The sequence below is a fragment of the Pseudomonas mosselii genome, from assembly GCF_019823065.1.
Taxonomy (GTDB): domain Bacteria; phylum Pseudomonadota; class Gammaproteobacteria; order Pseudomonadales; family Pseudomonadaceae; genus Aquipseudomonas; species Aquipseudomonas mosselii.
In genome coordinates, this window is record NZ_CP081966.1 from 2826134 (window position 1) to 2845915 (window position 19782).

The 19782-nt window shown below is 67.6% G+C and carries 14 protein-coding genes; 9 read left to right on the plus strand and 5 right to left on the minus strand.

Features of this window, described 5'->3' with window-relative positions; genetic code table 11:
- Nucleotides 1–5 precede the first annotated feature (5 nt).
- The gene (locus tag K5H97_RS13105) at nt 6–2240 is read right to left on the minus strand and encodes an Ig-like domain-containing protein (protein ID WP_028692099.1); all 2235 of its coding nucleotides are present in this window, start codon (nt 2238–2240) and stop codon (nt 6–8) included.
- A 26-nt stretch (nt 2241–2266) separates the two neighbouring features.
- The gene (locus tag K5H97_RS13110; protein ID WP_028692098.1) at nt 2267–3613 is read right to left on the minus strand and encodes a hypothetical protein; all 1347 of its coding nucleotides are present in this window, start codon (nt 3611–3613) and stop codon (nt 2267–2269) included.
- Between the two features lie 387 nt (nt 3614–4000).
- Between K5H97_RS13110 and K5H97_RS13115 the strand changes: the two genes are divergently transcribed.
- From K5H97_RS13115 to qhpG, 4 genes are read left to right on the plus strand one after another with little or no spacing between them, the layout of a single operon-like run.
- On the plus strand, nt 4001–5914 hold the full coding sequence (locus tag K5H97_RS13115) for a sigma-54-dependent Fis family transcriptional regulator (RefSeq protein ID WP_028692096.1): 1914 nt from the start codon (nt 4001–4003) through the stop codon (nt 5912–5914).
- A 3-nt stretch (nt 5915–5917) separates the two neighbouring features.
- Nucleotides 5918–7645: an ABC transporter ATP-binding protein gene (locus tag K5H97_RS13120; RefSeq protein WP_028692095.1), complete on the plus strand. Its 1728-nt coding sequence runs from the start codon at nt 5918–5920 to the stop codon at nt 7643–7645.
- On the plus strand, nt 7635–8312 hold the full coding sequence (gene qhpE, locus K5H97_RS13125) for a subtilisin-like serine protease QhpE (RefSeq protein WP_028692094.1): 678 nt from the start codon (nt 7635–7637) through the stop codon (nt 8310–8312). Before K5H97_RS13120 ends, qhpE begins: the two co-directional genes overlap by 11 nt.
- Complete coding sequence (qhpG, locus tag K5H97_RS13130; protein ID WP_028692093.1) at nt 8305–9591, plus strand: flavin-dependent monooxygenase QhpG; 1287 nt, start codon at nt 8305–8307, stop codon at nt 9589–9591. Before qhpE ends, qhpG begins: the two co-directional genes overlap by 8 nt.
- A gap of 1 nt (nt 9592) precedes the next feature.
- Here the strand turns inward: qhpG and K5H97_RS13135 are convergent, their stop codons facing one another.
- Nucleotides 9593–10906 carry an alginate export family protein gene (locus K5H97_RS13135; RefSeq protein ID WP_028692092.1) on the minus strand — a complete coding sequence of 438 codons (1314 nt, stop codon included), beginning with the start codon at nt 10904–10906 and terminating at the stop codon, nt 9593–9595.
- Nucleotides 10907–10995: 89 nt separating this feature from the next.
- The gene (locus K5H97_RS13140) at nt 10996–12489 is read right to left on the minus strand and encodes an aldehyde dehydrogenase family protein (protein ID WP_028692091.1); all 1494 of its coding nucleotides are present in this window, start codon (nt 12487–12489) and stop codon (nt 10996–10998) included.
- Nucleotides 12490–12933: 444 nt separating this feature from the next.
- On the opposite strand from K5H97_RS13140, the gene peaA reads away from it, so the two are divergent.
- The 5 genes from peaA (at nt 12934) to K5H97_RS13165 (ending at nt 19219) form a co-directional block, all read left to right on the plus strand.
- Nucleotides 12934–14499 carry a quinohemoprotein amine dehydrogenase subunit alpha gene (gene peaA / locus K5H97_RS13145; RefSeq protein ID WP_028692090.1) on the plus strand — a complete coding sequence of 522 codons (1566 nt, stop codon included), beginning with the start codon at nt 12934–12936 and terminating at the stop codon, nt 14497–14499.
- Nucleotides 14500–14534: 35 nt separating this feature from the next.
- Nucleotides 14535–15965 (plus strand): quinohemoprotein amine dehydrogenase maturation protein, encoded by a 1431-nt coding sequence (gene peaB / locus K5H97_RS13150; protein WP_028692089.1) that lies wholly within the window; start codon nt 14535–14537, stop codon nt 15963–15965.
- A gap of 1 nt (nt 15966) precedes the next feature.
- The gene (gene qhpC / locus K5H97_RS13155) at nt 15967–16290 is read left to right on the plus strand and encodes a quinohemoprotein amine dehydrogenase subunit gamma (RefSeq protein ID WP_028692088.1); all 324 of its coding nucleotides are present in this window, start codon (nt 15967–15969) and stop codon (nt 16288–16290) included.
- A 19-nt stretch (nt 16291–16309) separates the two neighbouring features.
- Nucleotides 16310–17428 (plus strand): quinohemoprotein amine dehydrogenase subunit beta, encoded by a 1119-nt coding sequence (gene peaD, locus K5H97_RS13160; protein ID WP_028692087.1) that lies wholly within the window; start codon nt 16310–16312, stop codon nt 17426–17428.
- Nucleotides 17429–17536: 108 nt separating this feature from the next.
- On the plus strand, nt 17537–19219 hold the full coding sequence (locus K5H97_RS13165) for an AMP-binding protein (protein ID WP_028692086.1): 1683 nt from the start codon (nt 17537–17539) through the stop codon (nt 19217–19219).
- Nucleotides 19220–19222: 3 nt separating this feature from the next.
- Here the strand turns inward: K5H97_RS13165 and K5H97_RS13170 are convergent, their stop codons facing one another.
- On the minus strand, nt 19223–19780 hold the full coding sequence (locus tag K5H97_RS13170; protein ID WP_028692085.1) for a TetR/AcrR family transcriptional regulator: 558 nt from the start codon (nt 19778–19780) through the stop codon (nt 19223–19225).
- Between the last annotated feature and the right edge of the window lie 2 nt (nt 19781–19782).

Sequence of the window (19782 nt, forward strand, 5' to 3'; positions counted from 1 at the left end):
GAGTGTTACTGCACCACCACGTTGACCGTGCGCGTGGTGCCCTGGCTGCTGGTCACCGTGGCGGTCGGCGCGGCGGTGGGCACCAGCGTCGTGCTGTTGCTCACCGTCAGGCGCCAGCGGCCGGTGACCGGCACGGTGGTAGTGCCAAGGGTCTGCACGCCGGTGGTGGTGGTCACGCGCACGGTGATGGTGTTGCCGGTGGTCACCGAGGACGTTCCGCTGATGTCCCAGTTGAAGCGATTGTTCGAGCGCGCCGTGACCGTCGCCGCGGTGACCGCGAAGGTCTCCTGGGCCGGCCGTGGCGATACCTGCACGGTGACCGTGCCGGGCGTCGAGGTGGCGCCGATCGCGTCACGGGCGATGTAGCTGAAGCTGGTGGTGAACGTCGCGCTCACCGTGGCCGGTGGCGTATAGGTGATCACGTTGCCGTCGGTACTGACCGTGCCGCGCCCGGCCGGGGTCGGCTGGGTGACGCTGGCGATGGTCAGCGGCAGGTTGCCTTCCGGGTCGGTGTCGTTGGCCAGCGCGTTGATGGTCAGTGGCACGCCGAGGGTGGCAACGCTGTCGGCCACTGCAGTCGGAGGTTGGTTCGGCGCGACATTGACGGTTACCGTGGCCGGTGTCGAGTTCAGTCCCTTGGCGTCCTGGGCGCGGTAGCTGAAGGTCGCCACCACGGGCGAGGTTGCACCGCTCGGCGGGGTGTAGGTCACCGAAGTGCTGCCGTTGAGCACCACGCCGCCCAGGCCGGTGCCAGGCTGGGTGAGGTCGGTGATGCTCAGCGGCACATTGCCGTCCGGGTCGCTGTCGTTAGCCAGCAGGTTGAGGGTGATCGGCACCCCGACACTGGTGCTGGCGCTGTCGGCCTGGGCCACGGGAGCCTGGTTCTCGGTTGGTACCGGGGCGTTGCCGACCACCACCACCGGCTCCACATCGACACCGCCATGGGCCGACTTGACGGTGATGCTGGCGGGTGGCTGGGCCAGGTCGTTGACCGTCAGGCTCTGCTGCACGCCGGACTTGGACATGCGCCCGAAGCCCTGTACCAGCAGGTCGGGCACCACCACTTCATCACTGGAGTGGGCCTCGACCAGCAGGCGCTTGGCGCTCCAGTCGTAGCGCGCGGTGGCAACCTTGACCACGTCGCTGAGCTTGCTCGACAGCGCTGTCGGGCGCGTGGTGCCGGCCGGGCTGCTGGCAGTGACCACCACCACTGACGGCGGCACGGCCTGGCTCAGTTGCTGGCTGAAGAACAGCCCGTTGTTGTCGGCGAGCATGCTGAACTGGCACGGTGACGGCGGCGAGCCGATCAGTGCCAGGCCGTTGCGCAGGCACAGGCTGGCGCTGTTCGGCGCCTTGGCGAAGACCTCGACGCGGGTGCCGGCGGCGTTGCGCTGGTAGGTGGCGCGCTCCAGCGTCACCGGGGTCTGCTGGCGCTGGTCGAGAACCTTGCCCGAGACGCTGAAGACGTTGGTCTGGATGGTACCCGCCGGGCCCTGGATGCGCACGAAGTTGGTGTTGTTCGGGCTGCCGGTCACCGCCTCGGTGATGTTCGGGTCGCCGACGAAGGTCTCGGTGGCGCCGGTGTCCGGGTTGACCTCGGTGTAGGGGCCGCCGACCCCGCGCAGGAACGGGCCGAGATTACCGTTCAGGGCGCCGCTGAAGTTGCCCGGCGCGCCGATGCCGATGTCGCGGGTTATGTTGATCGCCCGCCGGCCGGCGGTGGTCACGTTGACCGTCTCGACGCCGAACGGGTGGGTGATGGTGTAGGTGCCGGTGCGCGGCACCGAGGCGCGGATGCGGATGCGGGCGAAGCTCTGCTGGTCGCCGTTGACCGGGTTCTCGGCGGCGAAGGCCGCCTCGAGGCCTGCGACATAGACTTCCAGCTCGTAGCCGCTGTTGCCCACCTGCGGGATCTGGGTCTCGGCCAGGAACCAGAACATCTCCGGCGGCCAGTTGTCCGGGAACACCAGCGGCAGGGCATCGTCGTAGACCCCGGGCTCGGGCAGCAGGGTGCACATGTAGGCCGGGGCGCCTGGCGCGCCCGGTGCCCGCGAGCTGGTGGCGCGTGACTGGCACAGCTCCAGGGCGAGGTTGTTGGCGTCCTTGTACCACATCGGGTAGCCCCCGGTGGCGAAGGTGTAGGGGCCGGGATCGACCTCGCTCAGCGCTGCCCAGGCCGCGCTGCTGACGGTGAGGGTGAAACCAGCGGCGCACAGCGCCCGACGCGACCAAGTATTCATGCGGCCTCCTTGAAGGCGGTGTCTGTTCATGGCACCAGCACCACGTCTTCGTTGTCGCTGCCGCCGTGGCTGCTGGTGACTTGCACCTGCGCCGGCGGGATGGGTGACAGCCCGGTGGTCAGGGACTTGACCGCGCCGTTGCCGCTCAGGTTGCCGATCAGCGTGCCGTTGCCGGTGCGGGCGGTGAGGGCGGGCGGGCTGGTCTCGTCGCTGCTGCTGGCGACCAGGGTCAGCTGGCCGCTGGCCAGGCTGTATTCGGCGCGGCTGATGATCACCAGGTCGGTGAGCGGCATGGCGGCGCTGGTCGGCGTGCTGGTGGCGATGGCCAGGCTGTTGTCGGCGGTCACCTGCAGGGTCAGCGGCAGGGTCGGGTTGAGCGCAGATTGGGCGTACCAGGCGCCGGTGCCGTTGGCCTCGCCCAGGGGCAGGGCCGGTGTCTGACTGGTCAGGGTGACCGTGGCCGGCGCCGGCGGCGCCATGACGAACACATCCTGCTGGGCCCGCAGGTCGCCGTTGACGGTGTGCCGTGAGTAGGTGCTGCGCTGCGGGATCAGCGGTGTCGGGCGGTTGACCGTGGACAGCTTGCCGGAGACGGCGAACAGCTCGGTGCGCAGGTCGATGCCGTTGGGGCCTTCGATGCGCACGAAGTTGGTGTTGAAGGGGCTGCCGGTGACCGGCTCTTCCAGGTTCGGGTCGCCGATGTAGCGTTCGCTGGCGCCAGTGCCCGGGTTGGTTTCGGTGTAGGGCCCGTTGACGCTGCGCAGGAACGGCCCGACGTCGCCCTTGAGCGCGCCGCTGTAGTCACCGGGGGAGCCGATGCCGATGTCGCGGGTCATGTTGATCGCCCGGCGCCCGCCCGCTGGCACGTCGAAGACCTCGACGCCGTAGGGGTGGGTGATCGTGTAGGTACCGGCCACCGGCACATCGACGCGAATGCGCACCCGGGCGAAGCTGACCTGGTCACCGTCCACCGGCTCTTCGGCGGCGAAGGCAGCCTCGATGGCCGAGCCAAAGCTCAGGTCGATACCGCGGGCGGCATCGACGATGGCGGCGTCGGCGGTGAACCAGAAGGCCTCGTCGGGGAAGTTGCTGGGGAAGACGATCGGCTGGGTGTCGTCGAACACGCCGGGGGTGGGCAACAGCGTGCACATGTACGAAGGCGCGCCGGGGGCACCGGCGACTCGCGAGCTCACCGCCTTGGACAGGCACAGGTCGAGCACCCGGCCGTGGCTGTCCTGGTACCAGGCGGGGAACTTGCCGGTGGGCAGGGTGTAGGGGCCGCTGTCGACCGCGTACAGCGCAGCCTGGGCCGGTAGCTGGAGCAGGCCGGCGAAGATCGCCACGGCCAGCGGGTGGGGAATCGGTCGGTGCATGAGTTGCTTCCTCCTGCAAACGGGCCCATGGGTTGGGGCGTCTGGGGAGGGATCGGCAACTGTTGTGCCAGGTTTTTCAGGGGGCGGTTGAAGGGCTCTGGGGTAGGGGTTTCAGCGTTTCTGGCAGGTGTTCGGCTAGGTATGGCGGGTGGGCGGGGGGACCCAGGATTGGGGAATGGGGCAGGGCTTTCAGGGGTTCGCCGATAGCCTTGCAGCGCTTATGAGATCGAGCGCCGTCCGCGCGGCGCTCGATCTCATAAGCGCTGAAAATTCCCCGGCATACACCTCCCAGCGCGTACCTGATGACTACCAACGATTTCTGACGCACACTGCCGAAAAATCCGATGCCCATTGCCCCGCCTGAGCGGGGCACCCCTGGAGCACGCAATGGCGCGACAACTTCCAACAACAACCGCCAACGATCCACTGCAGCAATCCCGTCTGGTCCGCCTGAAACTGGCCAGCGAAGGCGAACTGCCCTCCGGCATGCTGCGTGACGAAATCGATGCCTCCTGGCGCCGCAGCCTCGGCCATGGCCTTGACTGCCTGCAGGGCGAGCAGGTGGGCCTGGGCATTCGCCATGGCCTGGACCTGCGCGCGCTGCTGGAGCACAACCGCCTGCTGATCGACGCGGTCACCCCCGAACTGGACTACCTGGTCAAGCGCCAAGGCAAGAGCGGCATCGTCATCCTCGGTGATGCCCAGGCCAACGTGCTGGCCATCGAGGGCCAGAAGCACGTGCTCGCCCGCGAAGGCCTGCGTGACCTGCACCCGGGCAGTTGCTGGAGTGAGGCCCTGCGCGGCACCAACGCCATCGGCACGGCGGTGGTCGAGGGCCAGCCGACCCTGATCAACTGCGGCGAACACTATCTCGACCGGCTCAGCCCGTTCTCCTGCACCTCGGTGCCGCTGCGCGATCCGCGTGGCGAGGTGATCGGCGTGCTCGACGTGACCCGCGAAGGCGTCATGGCCCAGCCCCAGGATAGCCTCTCCACGTTGCTGCTCGCCGCCGGCAATATCGAAAGCCGGTTGTTCGGGCTGTATCACCCCGAGCACCTGGTGCTGGCCTTCCACAGCCGCCCGCAGTACCTGGCCAGCGCCTGGCAGGGCCTGCTGGCGCTGAGCCTGGAAGGCGAGGTGCTGGCGGCCAACGACAATGCCTGCCAATTGCTGCAGATGCCGCGCCAGGCGCTGCTTGGTCGGCGCAGCAGCGACCTGCTGGGCGAGCGCTCGCCGGCATTCATCGCCCGCCTGTGGCAGGGCGGTGTCAGCAGCGTGCAGACCGCCAAGGGTGAATTCTTCTTCCGCGCCTTGCAACTGCCACGGCATGGCCGCATCAGTGGTCCGGCGCCCACCACCAGGTCGACCGAGCCGGCCAAGATCCAGGCCCTGGAGGCCCTGGCCGGTGGCGATGCACGCCTGGCCCGTGCCTTGCGCATGGCCCGCCAGGGCCTGGCCAATGGCTTGCCGGTGCTGCTGCTGGGCGAAACCGGTACCGGCAAGGAAGTCGCCGCCCGCGCCCTGCACCAGGCCGGAACGCGGGCCGACAAGCCGTTCGTGGCGGTCAATTGTGCGGCGATTCCCGAGGGCCTGATCGAGTCCGAGCTGTTCGGCTACCGTGAGGGCGCGTTCACCGGCTCGCGCCGCGGCGGCATGGTCGGGCGGCTGATGCAGGCCCATGGCGGCACGCTGTTCCTCGACGAGATCGGCGACATGCCCCTGGCCTTGCAGGCCCGTCTGCTGCGTGTCCTGCAGGAGCGTCGGGTAGCGCCGCTGGGCGCCGGCGACGAGCAGGACATCGACGTGGCGCTGATCTGCGCTACCCACCGCGATCTCAAGCGACTGGTCGCCGACCAGCAGTTTCGCGAAGACCTCTACTACCGGGTCAACGGCGTATCCCTGCGCCTGCCGGCACTGCGCGAGCGCGACGACCTGGCGACGCTCATCCAGGGCCTGCTGGACAAGTCCGGGGCCAGGGGCGTAAGCCTCGATGCGCCCTTGGTGGCGCTGCTGGAGAACTTCGACTGGCCGGGCAACATCCGCCAGCTGGAGATGGTGGTGCGTACTGCCCTGGCGATGCGCGAGGAGGGCGAGCAGGTGCTGACCCTCGACCATCTCACCGACTGCCTGCTCGATGAACTGGCCAGCGGCGCCGCGCCGTCCGGCAGCCTGCGCGACAACGAGCTGGAGCTGATCCGCGCCGCCCTGGCCCGCCATCAGGGTAACGTCTCGGCGGCGGCCGAGGCCCTGGGCATCAGCCGCGCGACGCTGTATCGCAAGCTCAAGCAGTTGCGTGGTTGAGCCATGGGCGGACTGTTTTCCCGATTGATCGAATCCAGCGAGCCGGCGCTGATGCGTCAGGCGCTGGCCTGGCTGTATGGCTTCGTGCGTCCACACCGTGGCGCCATTGGCGCGCTGCTGGCGCTGTCCCTGGGCGCCTCGCTGCTGGCCCTGGCGCAACCCTGGCTGGTCAAGACGCTGATTGACGAGGGGCTGCTGGCCAAGGACTACCAGACCCTCTGGCACATGGCGGCGATCATGATTGTCGCCGGCCTGTTCGGTACCGTGCTGGCCGGGGTCAACCGCTACCTGCACACACGGCTGTCCGGGCGCATCCTGTTCGCCCTGCGCGATGACCTGTACCGCCATTTGCAACGGCTGTCGCCGACGTTCTATGGGCAGCGGCGCACCGGCGACATCCTGTCGCGGTTGGACGGCGATGTCGCCGAGATCCAGCGCTTTGCCGTGGATTCGCTGTTCTCGGCGGTGTCGGCGCTGATCGGCCTGGTCGGCGCCGTGGCCTTGATGCTCATGCTGTCCTGGCAGCTGTCGCTGCTGCTGGCGCTGTTGATCCCGCTCGAGGTGCTGTGGCTGCGCTGGATGCGGCGCAAGGTCGAGCGCGAGGTGCGCAGCCTGCGCGAGCGCTCGGCGGACGTGTCGTCGTTCCTGGTCGAGACGCTGCCGGCGATGAAGTTCATCCAGGCCGCCGGCCAGCAGCAGCGCGAGGCCGAACGTCTCGACCGGCTGGGCCAGGGCTACATGGGGCAGTTGCTCAAGGTACAGGTCACCGAGTTCTTCACCCAGGCGGTGCCCGGCACCCTGACCTCCTGGTGCCGGGCATGCGCGTTCCTGGTCGGCGGCTGGTGGGTGATCCAGGGGACCTGGCAACTGGGCGCGCTGATCGCGTTTTCCACCTACATGGGCATGGCCGTCGGCCCGGTGCAGAGCCTGCTGGGCCTGTACGTGGCGGTGCAGCGGATGGCCGTGAGCCTGGGGCGGGTGATGGAACTCAAACAAGAGGCGGTCGCGGTGCGCGAGGCGGATGATCCCAAGCCCATGCCGCAGGGGGCCGGCGAGCTGCGCCTGGACCGGGTGTGCTTCGCTCACGACGGCCGCCAGGGCAGGGTGCTGGACAAGGTCGATGCCTGCCTGCCGCCCGGGGCCAAGGTTGCCATCAGCGGCGCCTCCGGTGTCGGCAAGTCGACGCTGATCGACCTGCTGCAACGCTTCTACGACCCCGATGACGGGCGCATCCTGCTCGATGGCGTCGACCTGCGCGAGCTCGACCTGCAGGCCCTGCGGCGACGCATCGCCGTGGTCAGCCAGGACATCGTCCTGTTTCGCGGCACCCTGGCGCAGAACCTGGCCTACAGCACGCCCCAGGCCAGCCGTGACGACCTGGAGCGAGTGGTGCGCCTGACCCGCCTGGACAGTCTGGTGCAGAGCCTGCCGCTGGGGCTCGACGGCCTGCTGGGCGAGCGCGGCCAGCAGCTGTCCGGCGGGCAGAAGCAACGCATCGCCATCGCCCGGGCGCTACTGCAGCAACCGACAATCCTGGTGCTGGACGAAGCTACTTCGGCGGTGGACGAAGCCACCGAGCGCGAGGTGATCGCCGCCATCGACCAGTTGTTCGCCGGGCGCACGCGGATCCTCATCAGTCACCGCGCCTCGACCCTCGCCGACGCCGACCTGCACCTTGAGCTGCACGGCGGGCAGTTGCGCAGCAAGGAGCCCGTCGACCATGGCCGCTGAACCGTGGATTGGCGTGATCGACAGCGGCTGCTCGCCGGAGCAGGCGGCCGGCCTGCTGGATGCGCGACGTTTCTGGCTCGAAGAGGGCAGGTTGCGCGAGGGTGACTCGCTGCCGGACGCCTTGGGCCATGGCAGCGCCGTGCTGGCGCGGCTGCGCGCCGAGTCCGGTGCCCAGCCCGTGCTGCTGGCCCAGGTGTTCGCCGGGCAGGGCAGTACCAGTGCCTTGCAGGTGGCGGCTGGCCTGTTGTGGCTGGTGGAAGCCGGCGCGAGCGTGGTCAACCTCAGCCTGGGTCTGCGCCAGGACCGCCCGGTGTTGCGCCAGGCCTGCGCCGAGGCCGTGGCCGCCGGGGTGCTGCTGTGCGCCTCGAGCCCGGCGCGGGGCGAGCCGGTTTACCCGGCCAGCTACCCTGGGGTCATCCGCGTGACCGGTGATGCCCGCTGCGCTCCCGGGCAGTGGTCGTGGCTGGACACGGCCCAGGCCGACTTCGGCGCGGCGGTCGGCAGCGATGGCGGGGCAGGCGCCAGCCTGGCCTGCGCCGCGTTCAGTGGCCGGGTGGCGGCCCTGCTGCGCGATGAGCCCGGCATGACCCGGGAGGCGCTGTTGCGGTGGCTGAAGCATCACGCGGCGTTCGCCGGCCCTGAGCGCAAGGGGCCGATCGATGCCTGAAGCAAGCATCCTGGTACTCGGCGCCGGGCCTGCCGGCGCGGCCACGGCCCTGGGGCTGCGGCGGATGGGCTACCCCGTCACGGTGGTGTCCGACTGGCGTCGCTTCGCCGCGGTGGAAGGCGTGTCGCAGCGGGTGCTGGAGGGCCTGCGTCATGCAGGCCTGGGCGCCGCCCTGGCCGAGGCCACCACGCCGGCCACGCGCCAGGTGCACTGGAACGGCGAGCGGCTGCAACCGAACCAGGAGTGCCTGCTCGATCGCCAGCGTTTCGACCAGGCCCTGCGCGACGACCTGCGCCGCGCCGGTGTCGAGCTGGTCGAAGGGCGTGTGCGCGAGGTGGAGCGGGGGCAGGGGTACCGGATACATCTGGACGACGGTCGCACCCTGCACGGCGAGTTCCTGGTCGAGGCCCGTGGTCGTCAGGCCCCGTTGAGTGAAGGTCGCCTGCGCGGGCCGGAGACCGTCAGCCTGCTCAACCTCTGGCAGGCCGCGCCCGGCACGCCGGTGTCGGCGGTGGAGAGCCTGGACGACGGCTGGGCCTGGATGGCGCGGCTGGCCGATGGCCGCTGTTACTGGCAGGTGACGCTGGACGCGACGACGGCGCAGTTGCCGGGCAAGACGGCCTTGCCTGAATACTGTGCCGAGCGTCGGCGTGGTTCGGCGTTGGTGGCGCAACTGTTCGGTGAGCGGGCCTTCGCCCCTGCGCAGGTGCATGCGCGCAGCAGCACGGCGATCCTGGCCGGCAACTGCGCGGGCCCGGACTGGCTGCGGGTTGGCGATGCCGCGATGGCGGTCGACCCGCTGTCGGGCAATGGTATCTTCCAGTCGTTGTCCTCGGCGCTCCAGGCGCCCGTGGTGATCAATACCCTGTTGCAACGACCCGGGCAGGCGGACTTGGCGCAGCGCTTCCATCAGACACGGGTCGAGCAGCTGTTCCTGCGTTTCGCCCGGATCGGCCGGGATTTCTACGCGCAGGAAACGCAGCGCGTGGCCCAGCCGTTCTGGGCCCGCCGCCGGGGTTGGCCGGATGCCCAGCCGCTGCACGCGGCGGCTGACTGGCAAGCGGTGCGGGTGGAGCGACGCCCGGTGTTGCGCGAAGGCTGGGTGGAGGAGGCCGAGGTGGTGGTGACGGCGGACCAGCCGTTGGGCGTGTGGCACCTGCAGGGTGTCGAGCTGGCGCCGGTAGTGCGGGGGTTGCAGGCCGGCATCGGCCTGGAGCGCCTGGTGAAAAAGGCGCACCAGCCGATGGTCGAGCGCTGGTTACGCGAACAGGGCCATTGACTCAGAAGAACGTCCCGACCACCAGTTGCAGGTAGGTTCCGCTCTCCGGCCCACCCACCTGCACGCCGCCATCCTGCGCACTGCGCTGTGGGGTATAGAACCCCACCAGCGGGCTGATCAGCCAGTGCTCGTTGATCATCCATTCGACATACAGGTCCACCTCGCGCCCACCCAGGTTGCCCTGGTCGGTCTTGAGCGTGTCGAAGTCGAAGTACAGCGCCCCCACGGTCAGGCCCTCCCGCGGCGTGGCCTTGAGCGCCACATGGTGCACCTGGGTGTTGCTGTTGAAGGGACCGGCGTAGTTGGCCGCCACCTCGCCCTGGAACCAGGTGCCGTAGCCACGGCTCAGGCCATAGAACAGCGGGTCGAAATGCTCCGAGAAGCGGCTGTAGCGGTAGGTGGCGGTGGGCGACCAGGGCAGTGCGGAGAAGGTCCAGTTGCCCTCCAGGTACCAGGCGTTCTCGCGTCCGTCACTGCGGTCCTGGGTGACATATTCGGCGGCCAGTTCGAGGTCTTTGACCCCCAGGTTGCCGCGCCCGCGCAGGCTCACCGTGTCCATGCCGTCGCGGTGTTCCAGGCCGAGGATCTCGGCGTAGCGGCGGTCGACATCCAGGCCGTGGATCCAGCTCAGGCCCACGGTGCCTGCATCGGCGACATGTTCGAAGTTGGCCACCGCCATGGAGGTGTCGGCCTGGAACGGGTTGTCTGATTTGAGCCACATCAGGTCGCCACGCCAGCCTTGCTTGCCCCCCAGGCGCAGCACGGCGGTGCGGTCGAAGGCCTTGCGCGCCGCCAGGTAGTAGGCGCCGCCCCGGTCGAAATCGGCACCCAGGTCGACATTGCCGGCATTGACCGGGTCGCCCTGGATCAGGAAGCCGTCGCCGAGGGTGATGACCTGGCGCCCCCCGGAGACATCGATGCCATCCTCACCGAGGGCCGGGAACAGGCTGCCCGAGCGCCAGCCGAGGTAGGCGTCCTCGATACCGGTGCGACGTTCGTTGCCCAGAGTGAAGCCGGCGGCGTCGCCATCGCCCCAGGTGGCCGAGCTGAGCAGGCTGAAGGCACCGTACAGCGTGCCGCTGCCGGCCAGGGCGTGGCTGGCGCTCAGGCCGTATTTGACGTAGCCCTCGCGCCAGTTGCTGCTGCCGGGCTGGCGGTTGCCGAACTGGTCGAAGCTTTCGTCGCTGTGGAAGACGCCGAACAGGGCTTCGAGGTTGGCGTCCAGGGTGGTGCCGGCGTTGTTGTAGAGTTCATGGGCCTGGGTGAAGGGGGAGGCCAGCAGCAGGGCCAATGTGCAGGCGAGCTTGTGCGTCATGGTGTGCTCCATGTTTTTATTGTGTGTTCTGTAAGGTCTGTACCGGCCTCTTCGCGGGTAAATCCGCGAAGAGGCCAGTGCAGGAAGACTCAGAGCTTGATCAATACCGACTTCAGCTCGGTGTAGTGCTCGATCGCCGCCGCGCCCATCTCGCGGCCGACGCCGGAGAGCTTGTAGCCGCCGAACGGCAGCGCCGGGTCCAGCGCGCTGTGGCAGTTCACCCATACCGACCCGGACTTGATCCGCGGGATCATCCGGTGCACCGCGGCCAGGTCGTTGGACCAGATGCTCGCGCCCAGCCCGTAGGGGTTGTCGTTGGCCATGCGCACCACCTCATCGAGGTCGTCGAACGGCATGGCTACCAGTACAGGGCCGAAGATTTCCTCCTGCACCAGCCGGTGGCGTTGGTCGACATCGACGATCACCGTTGGTTTGACGAAGTAGCCCGGGCCGAAGCCTTCGCCGCCGCAGGCGATGGTCGCGCCCAGCTCGCGGCCCAGGTCGATGTAGCCGGTGACCCGGTCCTGCTGCTTGGCCGAGATCAGTGGCCCCATCTGCACGGTCGGGTCCAGGCCGTTGCCCAGTTTCATGGCGTTGGCGATGCCGGCGATATCCGCCACCACATTGTCGAAGTGCTTGCGGTGCACGTACAGGCGGGAACCGGCGCAGCACACCTGGCCCTGGTTGAAGAAAATCGCCGTGGCGGCGCCGGCGGCGGCTTCCTGCAGGTTGGCGTCGGGCAGGACGATGGTCGGCGACTTGCCGCCCAGCTCCAGGGTGACGCGGGTCATGTTGTCCATGGCGGCCTTGCCGATCAGCTTGCCGACCTCGGTGGAGCCGGTGAAGGTCAGCTTGTCCACGCCCGGGTGGCGGCTCAGGGCGGCGCCGGCGTTGAGCCCGGTGCCGGTGATCACGTTGAACACGCCGTCCGGGTAACCGGCCTCGCTCACCAGCTCGGCGAGCTTCAGCGCGGTCAGCGGGGTTTCGTCGGCAGGCTTGAGGACCACGGTGCAGCCGGTGGCCAGGGCCGGACCGAGCTTCCAGCAGGCCAGCAGCAGCGGGAAGTTCCAGGCGACGATGGCACCGACCACGCCGACCGCTTCGCGGCGAATGAAAGCATGGAACTCATCGTCGGGCATCAGCGGCAGTGAGGGCTCGACCGTGCTGCCTTCGAGCTTGGTGGCCCAGCCGGCCATGTAGCGCAAAAAATCGATGGCCAACTGCACATCCATTACCTGGGCCACCGCGGCGCTCTTGCCGTTGTTCAGGCATTCCAGCTCGGCCAGTTCCCGGGCATCGCGCTGCATCAGGTCGGCCAGGCGCCACAGCAGGTTCTGCCGCTCGCGCGGGCGTGTTCGGCTCCAGGCCGAATTGTCGAAGGCCAGGCGCGCGGCCTGCACGGCGCGGTCTACGTCCTGGGCCTCGGCTGCGGGCACCTCGCCGAGGATCTCGCCGGTGGCCGGGTTGCGCAAGGTCATGGTGCGGCCGCTGACGGCGTCCTGCCAGTCGGCGCCGATGCGCATCCTGAGCTTGCGTGCGAGGAAGTCGCGGGTGGCGGGTAGGATCGGCAGTTCGGAATGCATGGGCGGTGCCTCTTGTCAGGGTTGTGACCAGGGTCGGGGCAATGGGCGTGCCAAAGGACTCGGGTGGCGGGCAAGGCCCGGCTAGCGGTGGTTTTTGCCGGATTGGGAGTGAATAGAATCAGGGTTGATCTGTTGCATATTGAGATCGGGTGAGACGTCATGCGATACACATGGTTATGCGTTCGGCTCGAGGGTGCTGGGGGCGCAAAGCAGCCCCAGGATTGCCAGCCACGGCGGATGTCTCAAGGTGAAACACCCAGTCGCGAAATGGGACGTTCACCTACAACCCCAGACGCAGGCCCATTCCCGCAAAACATAGGCAACTCACTGATCCAAAACATTTTTGCTACAACTGGCATGCTTCCTGTATCGCAACTGTCACATGCACACCGCTGTATCCAAGCGTGCGAATAACGATAAGAACAACACCGTGGAGGTCTGACCTTGAAGACGACTCGACTCCGGCGGCAGGCGGGCACACTGGCGCTGGTCGCCACCGCACTGCTGTCCGCCCAGGCCATGGCGGCCGAGCAGGGCCCGAGCCTGTTGCAGAACAAGTGCATGGGTTGCCATATCCCCGAAGGCAACGACAGCTACAGTCGCATCAGTCACCAGCGCAAGACCCCGGAAGGCTGGCTGATGAGCATCGCCCGCATGCAGGTGATGCATGGCCTTTCGATCAGCGACGACGAGCGCCGCACCCTGGTCAAGTACCTGGCCGACAAGCAGGGCCTGGCGCCCAGCGAGACCGAGGGCGTGCGCTACGCCATGGAGCGCAGGCTGAACACCGTCGAACACTTCGACGATCAGCTCAGCCAGATGTGCGGCCGCTGCCACTCCGGTGCCCGGGTCGCCCTGCAGCGGCGACCGGCCAAGGAATGGGAGCACCTGGTCAACTTCCACCTCGGCCAGTGGCCGTCCCTCGAGTACCAGGCCCAGGCCCGCGACCGCGACTGGCTGGACATCGCCCTCAAGCAGATGGTGCCGGACCTGGCCAAGCGCTTCCCCCTCGACAACCCGGCCTGGGCCGAGTGGCTCAAGGCACGGCCCGAGTCCAAGGTCCTGGCCGGGCAATGGGCGTTCAGCGGCCACATGCTGGCCAAGGGCGACGTGCGCGGGGTGATGACGGTCAGCGCCGAGCAGGGCGATACGTTCAAGGTCGAGCTCAAAGGCGCCTATGCCGATGGCACGCCGTTCAACGGCAGCGGCTCGGCGATCCTCTACAACGGCTATGAATGGCGCGGCAACGTCAAGGTCGGCGAAGCCAACCTGCGCCAGGTGTTCGCCGCCATCGACGGCCAGATGAAGGGCCGCATGTTCGAGGCCGAGCACGACGAGCGCGGCCTGGACTTCAGTGCCTCGAAAGCCGGTCAGGGTCGCCTGCTGGCAGTGCAGCCGGCCTTCATCAAGGCCGGTGCCGAGAGCGAGATCACCCTGGTGGGCAGCGACCTGGCCGGCAACCCGGACCTGGGCGCGGGTGTCGAGGTGACCGAGGTGCTGGAGTCGACGCCGACGCTGATCCGGGTCAAGGCGCGTGCCGCCAAGGACGCCGCGAGCGGCCAGCGCGAAGTGGCAGTGGGCGCGCTCAAGGGCGTGCAACTGGCGGTGTACGACAAGGTCGAGGAGGTCAAGGTGGTGCCGGCGTTCTCCATTGCCCGTATCGGTGAGAACGGCGCCTCGGTGCCCAAGGTCCAGGGCCGCTTCGAGGCCGAGGCCTGGGGCAGGGACGCCGGCGGCCAGCCGCTGCGCATCGGCTACCTGCCGGCCAGCTGGAAGGTCGAGCCGTTCAACGAGCGCGCGGTCGAGGACGAGGACGTCAGGTTTGCCGGGCAGATGCAGGCCGATGGCGTGTTCGTGCCGGGCGGGGCAGGGCCCAACCCCGCGCGCAAGATGATGACCAACAACGCCGGCAACCTGAAGGTGATCGCCACCCTCGCCGACGGCGGCCAACAGGGCGAGGGTCACCTGATCGTCACCGTGCAACGCTGGAACAATCCGCCGCTGCCATAGGCATCAACTGACGCATCGAATCCCGGGAGGTCGCCATGGGCGCACTACTGAACCTGGTCGAACGCAACCTGCACGAAGTGCAGGTGGATGCCGACCGCATGCTGTTTCATATCCCCAGCAGTTCGCTGTTCGCCGCCGACGCGGTGACCGGCGGCATCATCGACACCTTGCGCCGCCAGGGCTGCTCCGCCGAGGAGCTGATGCAACGTCTCGGCCAGCAGTTTTCCGGGCAGGACATCGAGGAAACCCTGCGCGAGCTGATCGCCCTTGAAGTGGTCAGCGACGGCTCGCCGCTGACCCCGGAGATCGCCCTGAAGCAGGTCGAGCGTACGGCGCTGAACACTGTGGTGCTCAACGTCAACACCGGCTGCAACCTGAGCTGCACCTACTGCTACAAGGAAGACCTCGACAAGCCGTCGGCCGGGCGCAAGATGAACACGGCCACCGCCGAGGCCTCGGTGGAGATGCTGCTCAAGGAGTCGCCCGACGAGCAGCGCTACAGCGTGGTGTTCTTCGGCGGCGAACCGCTGTCCAACCGGGCGCTGATCGAGCACATGGTGACCTACTGCGAGCGGCGTTTCGCCGAGGCGGGCAAGCAGGTCGAGTTCATCATGACCACCAATGCCACCTTGCTGACCGAGGAAATCGTCGACTGGCTCGACGCCCACCGTTTCGGTTTGTCGGTCAGCATCGACGGGCCCAAGACCGTACACGACCGCAACCGCATCACCGTGGGCGGGCAGGGCACCTACGACGTGGTACGGCGCAAGGCAGACATGCTGCTGTCGCGCTACCGCAGCCGGCCGGTGGGGGCGCGGGTCACCCTGACCCGTGGCATCACCGACATCGAGACCATCTGGAACCACCTGTTCAACGAACTGGGCTTCGCCGAGGTCGGTTTCGCCCCGGTGACCTCCGGCGACATGGCCGACTTCAACCTCACAGGCGAGGAGCTGGTGCAGGTGTTCGCCAACATGAAGGCCCTGGGCCGGCGCTACCTGGAGGCGGCGCTGGAGCACCGCAACATCGGTTTCTCCAACCTGCATCAGCTGATCACCGATATCCACGAGGGCCACAAGAAGGCCCTGCCGTGCGGGGCCGGGTTGAAGATGCTGGCGGTCGACCACGAGGGCGAGCTGAACCTGTGCCACCGTTTCACCGGCTCCAGCTTGCCGACCTTCGGCAACGTGCATCAAGGCGTGAAGCAGGCGCAGCTCAATGATTTTCTCTCGCAGCGTCTGGACCGCAGCGGCACCGGCTGCGACAGCTGCCGCATCCGCAACCTGTGCTCCGGCGGCTGCTACCACGAGAGCTACGCCCGCTACGGCGATCCGCAGCACCCGACCTACCACTACTGCGAGCTGATGCGCGACTGGGTCGACTTCGGCATCGAGGTCTACAGCCGCATCATGGCCGCCAACCCGGCCTTCATCGATCGCTACATCACTCCCAGGAAGGCGCACTGACATGAAGCACCTCAAACCGCTGAACAACAAGGCGCGCATTCTTGAACAGGCCGCCGCCGAAGACCGCGTCGACGAAGTGCTGGCCATGAGCGCGGTGGCCGGCTGCACCGCCACCACCGACCCGGGCTGGGAGGTGGATGCCTTCGGCGGCGTCAGCTCGCTGTGCCAGCCGATGGAGGCCGACCTGTACGGTTGCTCCGACCCTTGCTGGTGGCCGGCCCAGGTGCCGGACATGATGAGCACCTACCAGGACTGGAACGCCCAGGCGAGCAACTCCGCCGAAGACTGGCGCAACCTCGGCACCGTATTCCCGAAAGACAAATAGAACGACAAGGGGAAACCGCATGAAAGCTGGATTCTGCGCGCAGCTCGCGCTCACCGTCGCCGCCACGGCCTGCGCCTGGGTGGCCCAGGCCGACGAGGCAAAGGCCTTGAAGGCTGGCCATGAATACCTGATCGCCACCAACTACCCGAACAACCTGCACGTGGTCGAAGTGGCCAGCGACACGCTGTACAAGACCTGCCGCATGCCCGATTCGTTCGGCCCCGGCACGGCGATGATGGCGCCGGACAACCGCACCGCCTATGTGCTGAACAACCATTTCGCCGACATCTACGGCATCGACCTGGACAGTTGCAAGACCACCTTCCACGCCAACCTCTCCAGCGTGCCGGGCGAGGTCGGCAAGGCCATGTACTCCTTCGCCATCAGCCCCGACGGCAAGGAGGTCTACGCCACGGTCAACCCCAGCCAGCGCCTGAATGACCACTACGTGGTCAAGCCGCCGCGTCTGGAGGTGTTCCGCACCCGCGATGGCCTCGACGCCAAGCCCGTGCGCTCGTTCCCGATGCCGCGCCAGGTGTACCTGATGCGCGCCGCCGATGACGGCAGCCTGTACGTGGCCGGGCCGGACATCTACAAGCTCGACGTCAAGACCGGCAAGTACAGCGTCGCGCTGCCACTGCGCAGCTGGAACCGCCCGGGCTACAGCGCCCCCGACGTGCTGTACTTCTGGCCGCACCAGAGTTCGCGGCATGAGTTCTCGATGCTCTACACCATTGCGAAGTTCAAGGATGCCAAGCAGGACCCGGCCACCGCCGAGCCGCTGTACGGCTACCTGAGCATCGACCTGAAGACCGGCAAGGCCCACACCCAGGAGTTCGCCGAGCTGACCGAGCTGTACTTCACCGGCCTGCGTTCGCCGAAGGATCCGAACCAGATGTACGGCGTGCTCAACCGCCTGGCCCGCTACGACATCCAGCAGAAGAAACTGGTCAAGGCCGCCAACCTCGACCATACCTACTACTGCGTGACCTTCGACAAGGCCGGCGACAAGCTCTACTTGGGCGGCACCTTCAACGACCTGGCGGTGTTCGATCCGAATACGCTGGAGAAGGTGCGCAACATCAAGCTGCCTGGTGGCGACATGTCGACCACCACGCCGCAGGTGTTCGTTCGCTAGCGCCATCGCGGGGCAAGCTCGCTCCCACGCCGGCCACACTGGACCGGTGGGAGCGAGCTTGCCCCGCGATAGGGCCATGTCAGGAAAAACAAAGACAAGAGACAGCCCATGCCCCAGCCCAGCCATACCCAAGGCTCAAAAGCCACTCCATTGCTTACCCATTGCATCGGCGACGTCTTCGACGCCACGGTCGCCCGCTTCGCCGACCGCGAAGCGCTGGTGGTCTGCCACCAGCACCTGCGCTACACCTGGCGGCAACTGGCAGATGCTGTCGACCAGCACGCCCGCGCCCTGATGGCCCTGGGCCTGCAGGCCGGCGATCGCCTGGGCATCTGGGCACCCAACTGCGCCGAGTGGTGCATCACCCAGTTCGCCAGCGCCAAGATCGGTGCGATCCTGGTCAACATCAACCCGGCCTACCGCACCAGCGAGCTGGAGTACGCCCTGGGCCAGTCGGCCTGCCAATGGGTGATCTGCGCCGACGCCTTCAAGACCTCCGACTACCACGCCATGCTGCTGGACTTGGCGCCCGAGCTCGGCGCCTGCCGGCCGGGCGAGTTGCACAGCGCGCGCCTGCCCGAGCTGCGCGGGGTCATCAGCCTGGCCGCCACGCCCCCCAATGGCTTCCTGGCCTGGTCGGCATTGCAGGCCCGCGCCGGCGAAATCGACGCCGGGCAGTTGGCCGTACGCCAGGCCAGCCTGCACCGGCATGAGCCGATCAACATCCAGTACACCTCCGGCACCACCGGTTTCCCCAAGGGCGCGACCCTCAGCCACCACAACATCCTCAACAACGGCTACATGGTCGGCGAAAGCCTCGGGCTGACCGAGCACGACCGGCTGGTGGTGCCGGTGCCGCTGTACCACTGCTTCGGCATGGTCATGGCCAACCTCGGCTGCATGACCCACGGCAGCACCCTGATCTACCCCAACGACGCCTTCGATCCGCTGCTGACTTTGCAGGCTGTGGCCGAGGAGCGCGCCACCGCGCTATACGGTGTGCCGACCATGTTCATCGCCGAACTCGACCACCCACGCCGCCACGAGTTCGACCTGAGCAGCCTGCGCACCGGCATCATGGCCGGCGCCACCTGCCCGATCGAGGTGATGCGCCGGGTGATCGACGAGATGCATATGGGCGAGGTGCAGATCGCCTACGGCATGACCGAGACCAGCCCGGTTTCGTTGCAGACCGGCGCCGCCGACGATCTGGAGCGCCGGGTGACCAGCGTCGGCCGCACCCAGCCGTGGCTGGAGAGCAAGGTGATCGACAGCACAGGTGGCACCCTGGCACGCGGCGAAATCGGCGAGCTGTGCACCCGCGGCTACAGCGTAATGCTCGGCTACTGGAACAACCCCAAGGCCACCGCCGAGAGCATCGATGCCGATGGCTGGATGCGCACCGGCGACCTGGCGGTGATGGACGATGAAGGCTATGTGCGTATCGTTGGCCGCAGCAAGGACATGATCATCCGCGGTGGCGAGAACATCTACCCGCGGGAGCTTGAGGAGTTTTTCTTCACCCACCCGGCGGTGGCCGACGTGCAGGTCATCGGCATTCCCTGCAGCCGCTATGGCGAGGAGATCGTCGCCTGGGTCCGTCTTCACCCGGGTCAGGCGCTGGGCGAGGACGCGCTGCGAGACTGGGCACGGGCGCGCATCGCGCATTTCAAGGTGCCGCGGCATTTTCGCTTCGTCGACGCGTTCCCGATGACCGTGACCGGCAAGGTACAGAAGTTCAGGATGCGTGAGATCAGCATCGAGGAATTGGCGGGCGGCACCGATCAATAGCCGTCAGCCCTGTGGCCGGGCGCCGTTCAGGAACAGCTGCTCGACCGTCCGCGCGCTGTCGGCGCTCGCGGCGCGGCCACGGTGCTCGGCATCGACCATGCCGTAGACCAGGGTCATGAACGTTTCGGTGAACACCGCCGCGCTGATATCGATGCGCAGCACGCCCAACTGCTGGGCGCGCAGGAAGAACGCGTCCATGGCCTGGATATAGGCCTGCCAGCGCAGGTCCTCGGCGTCGTTGAGCAAGGTGTCGGGGCGGTACTGGAACATCAGGAACATCAGCAACTCGCGGTGCTTGAGGTGTTCGGCGATCAGGTGACGAATACCGGCCAGCGGTTCGATGCGTTCCAGGTCGGCTTCGAGGATGACCTGGTTGAGCACCTGCTCGCCATGGTCCTCGAGCAGCTTCACCAGGTTGTCGCGGGTGCCGCAGAAACGGTGCAGGGTCGCCTTGCTGACCCCGGCGGTTTCCGCCAGCTCCTTGAGGGTGGCGCGGGGGTGGACGACAATGGCCTGGGCCAGGGCTTTGAGCAGGCGCTCTTCCTGGAGGGTTCTACGCATGT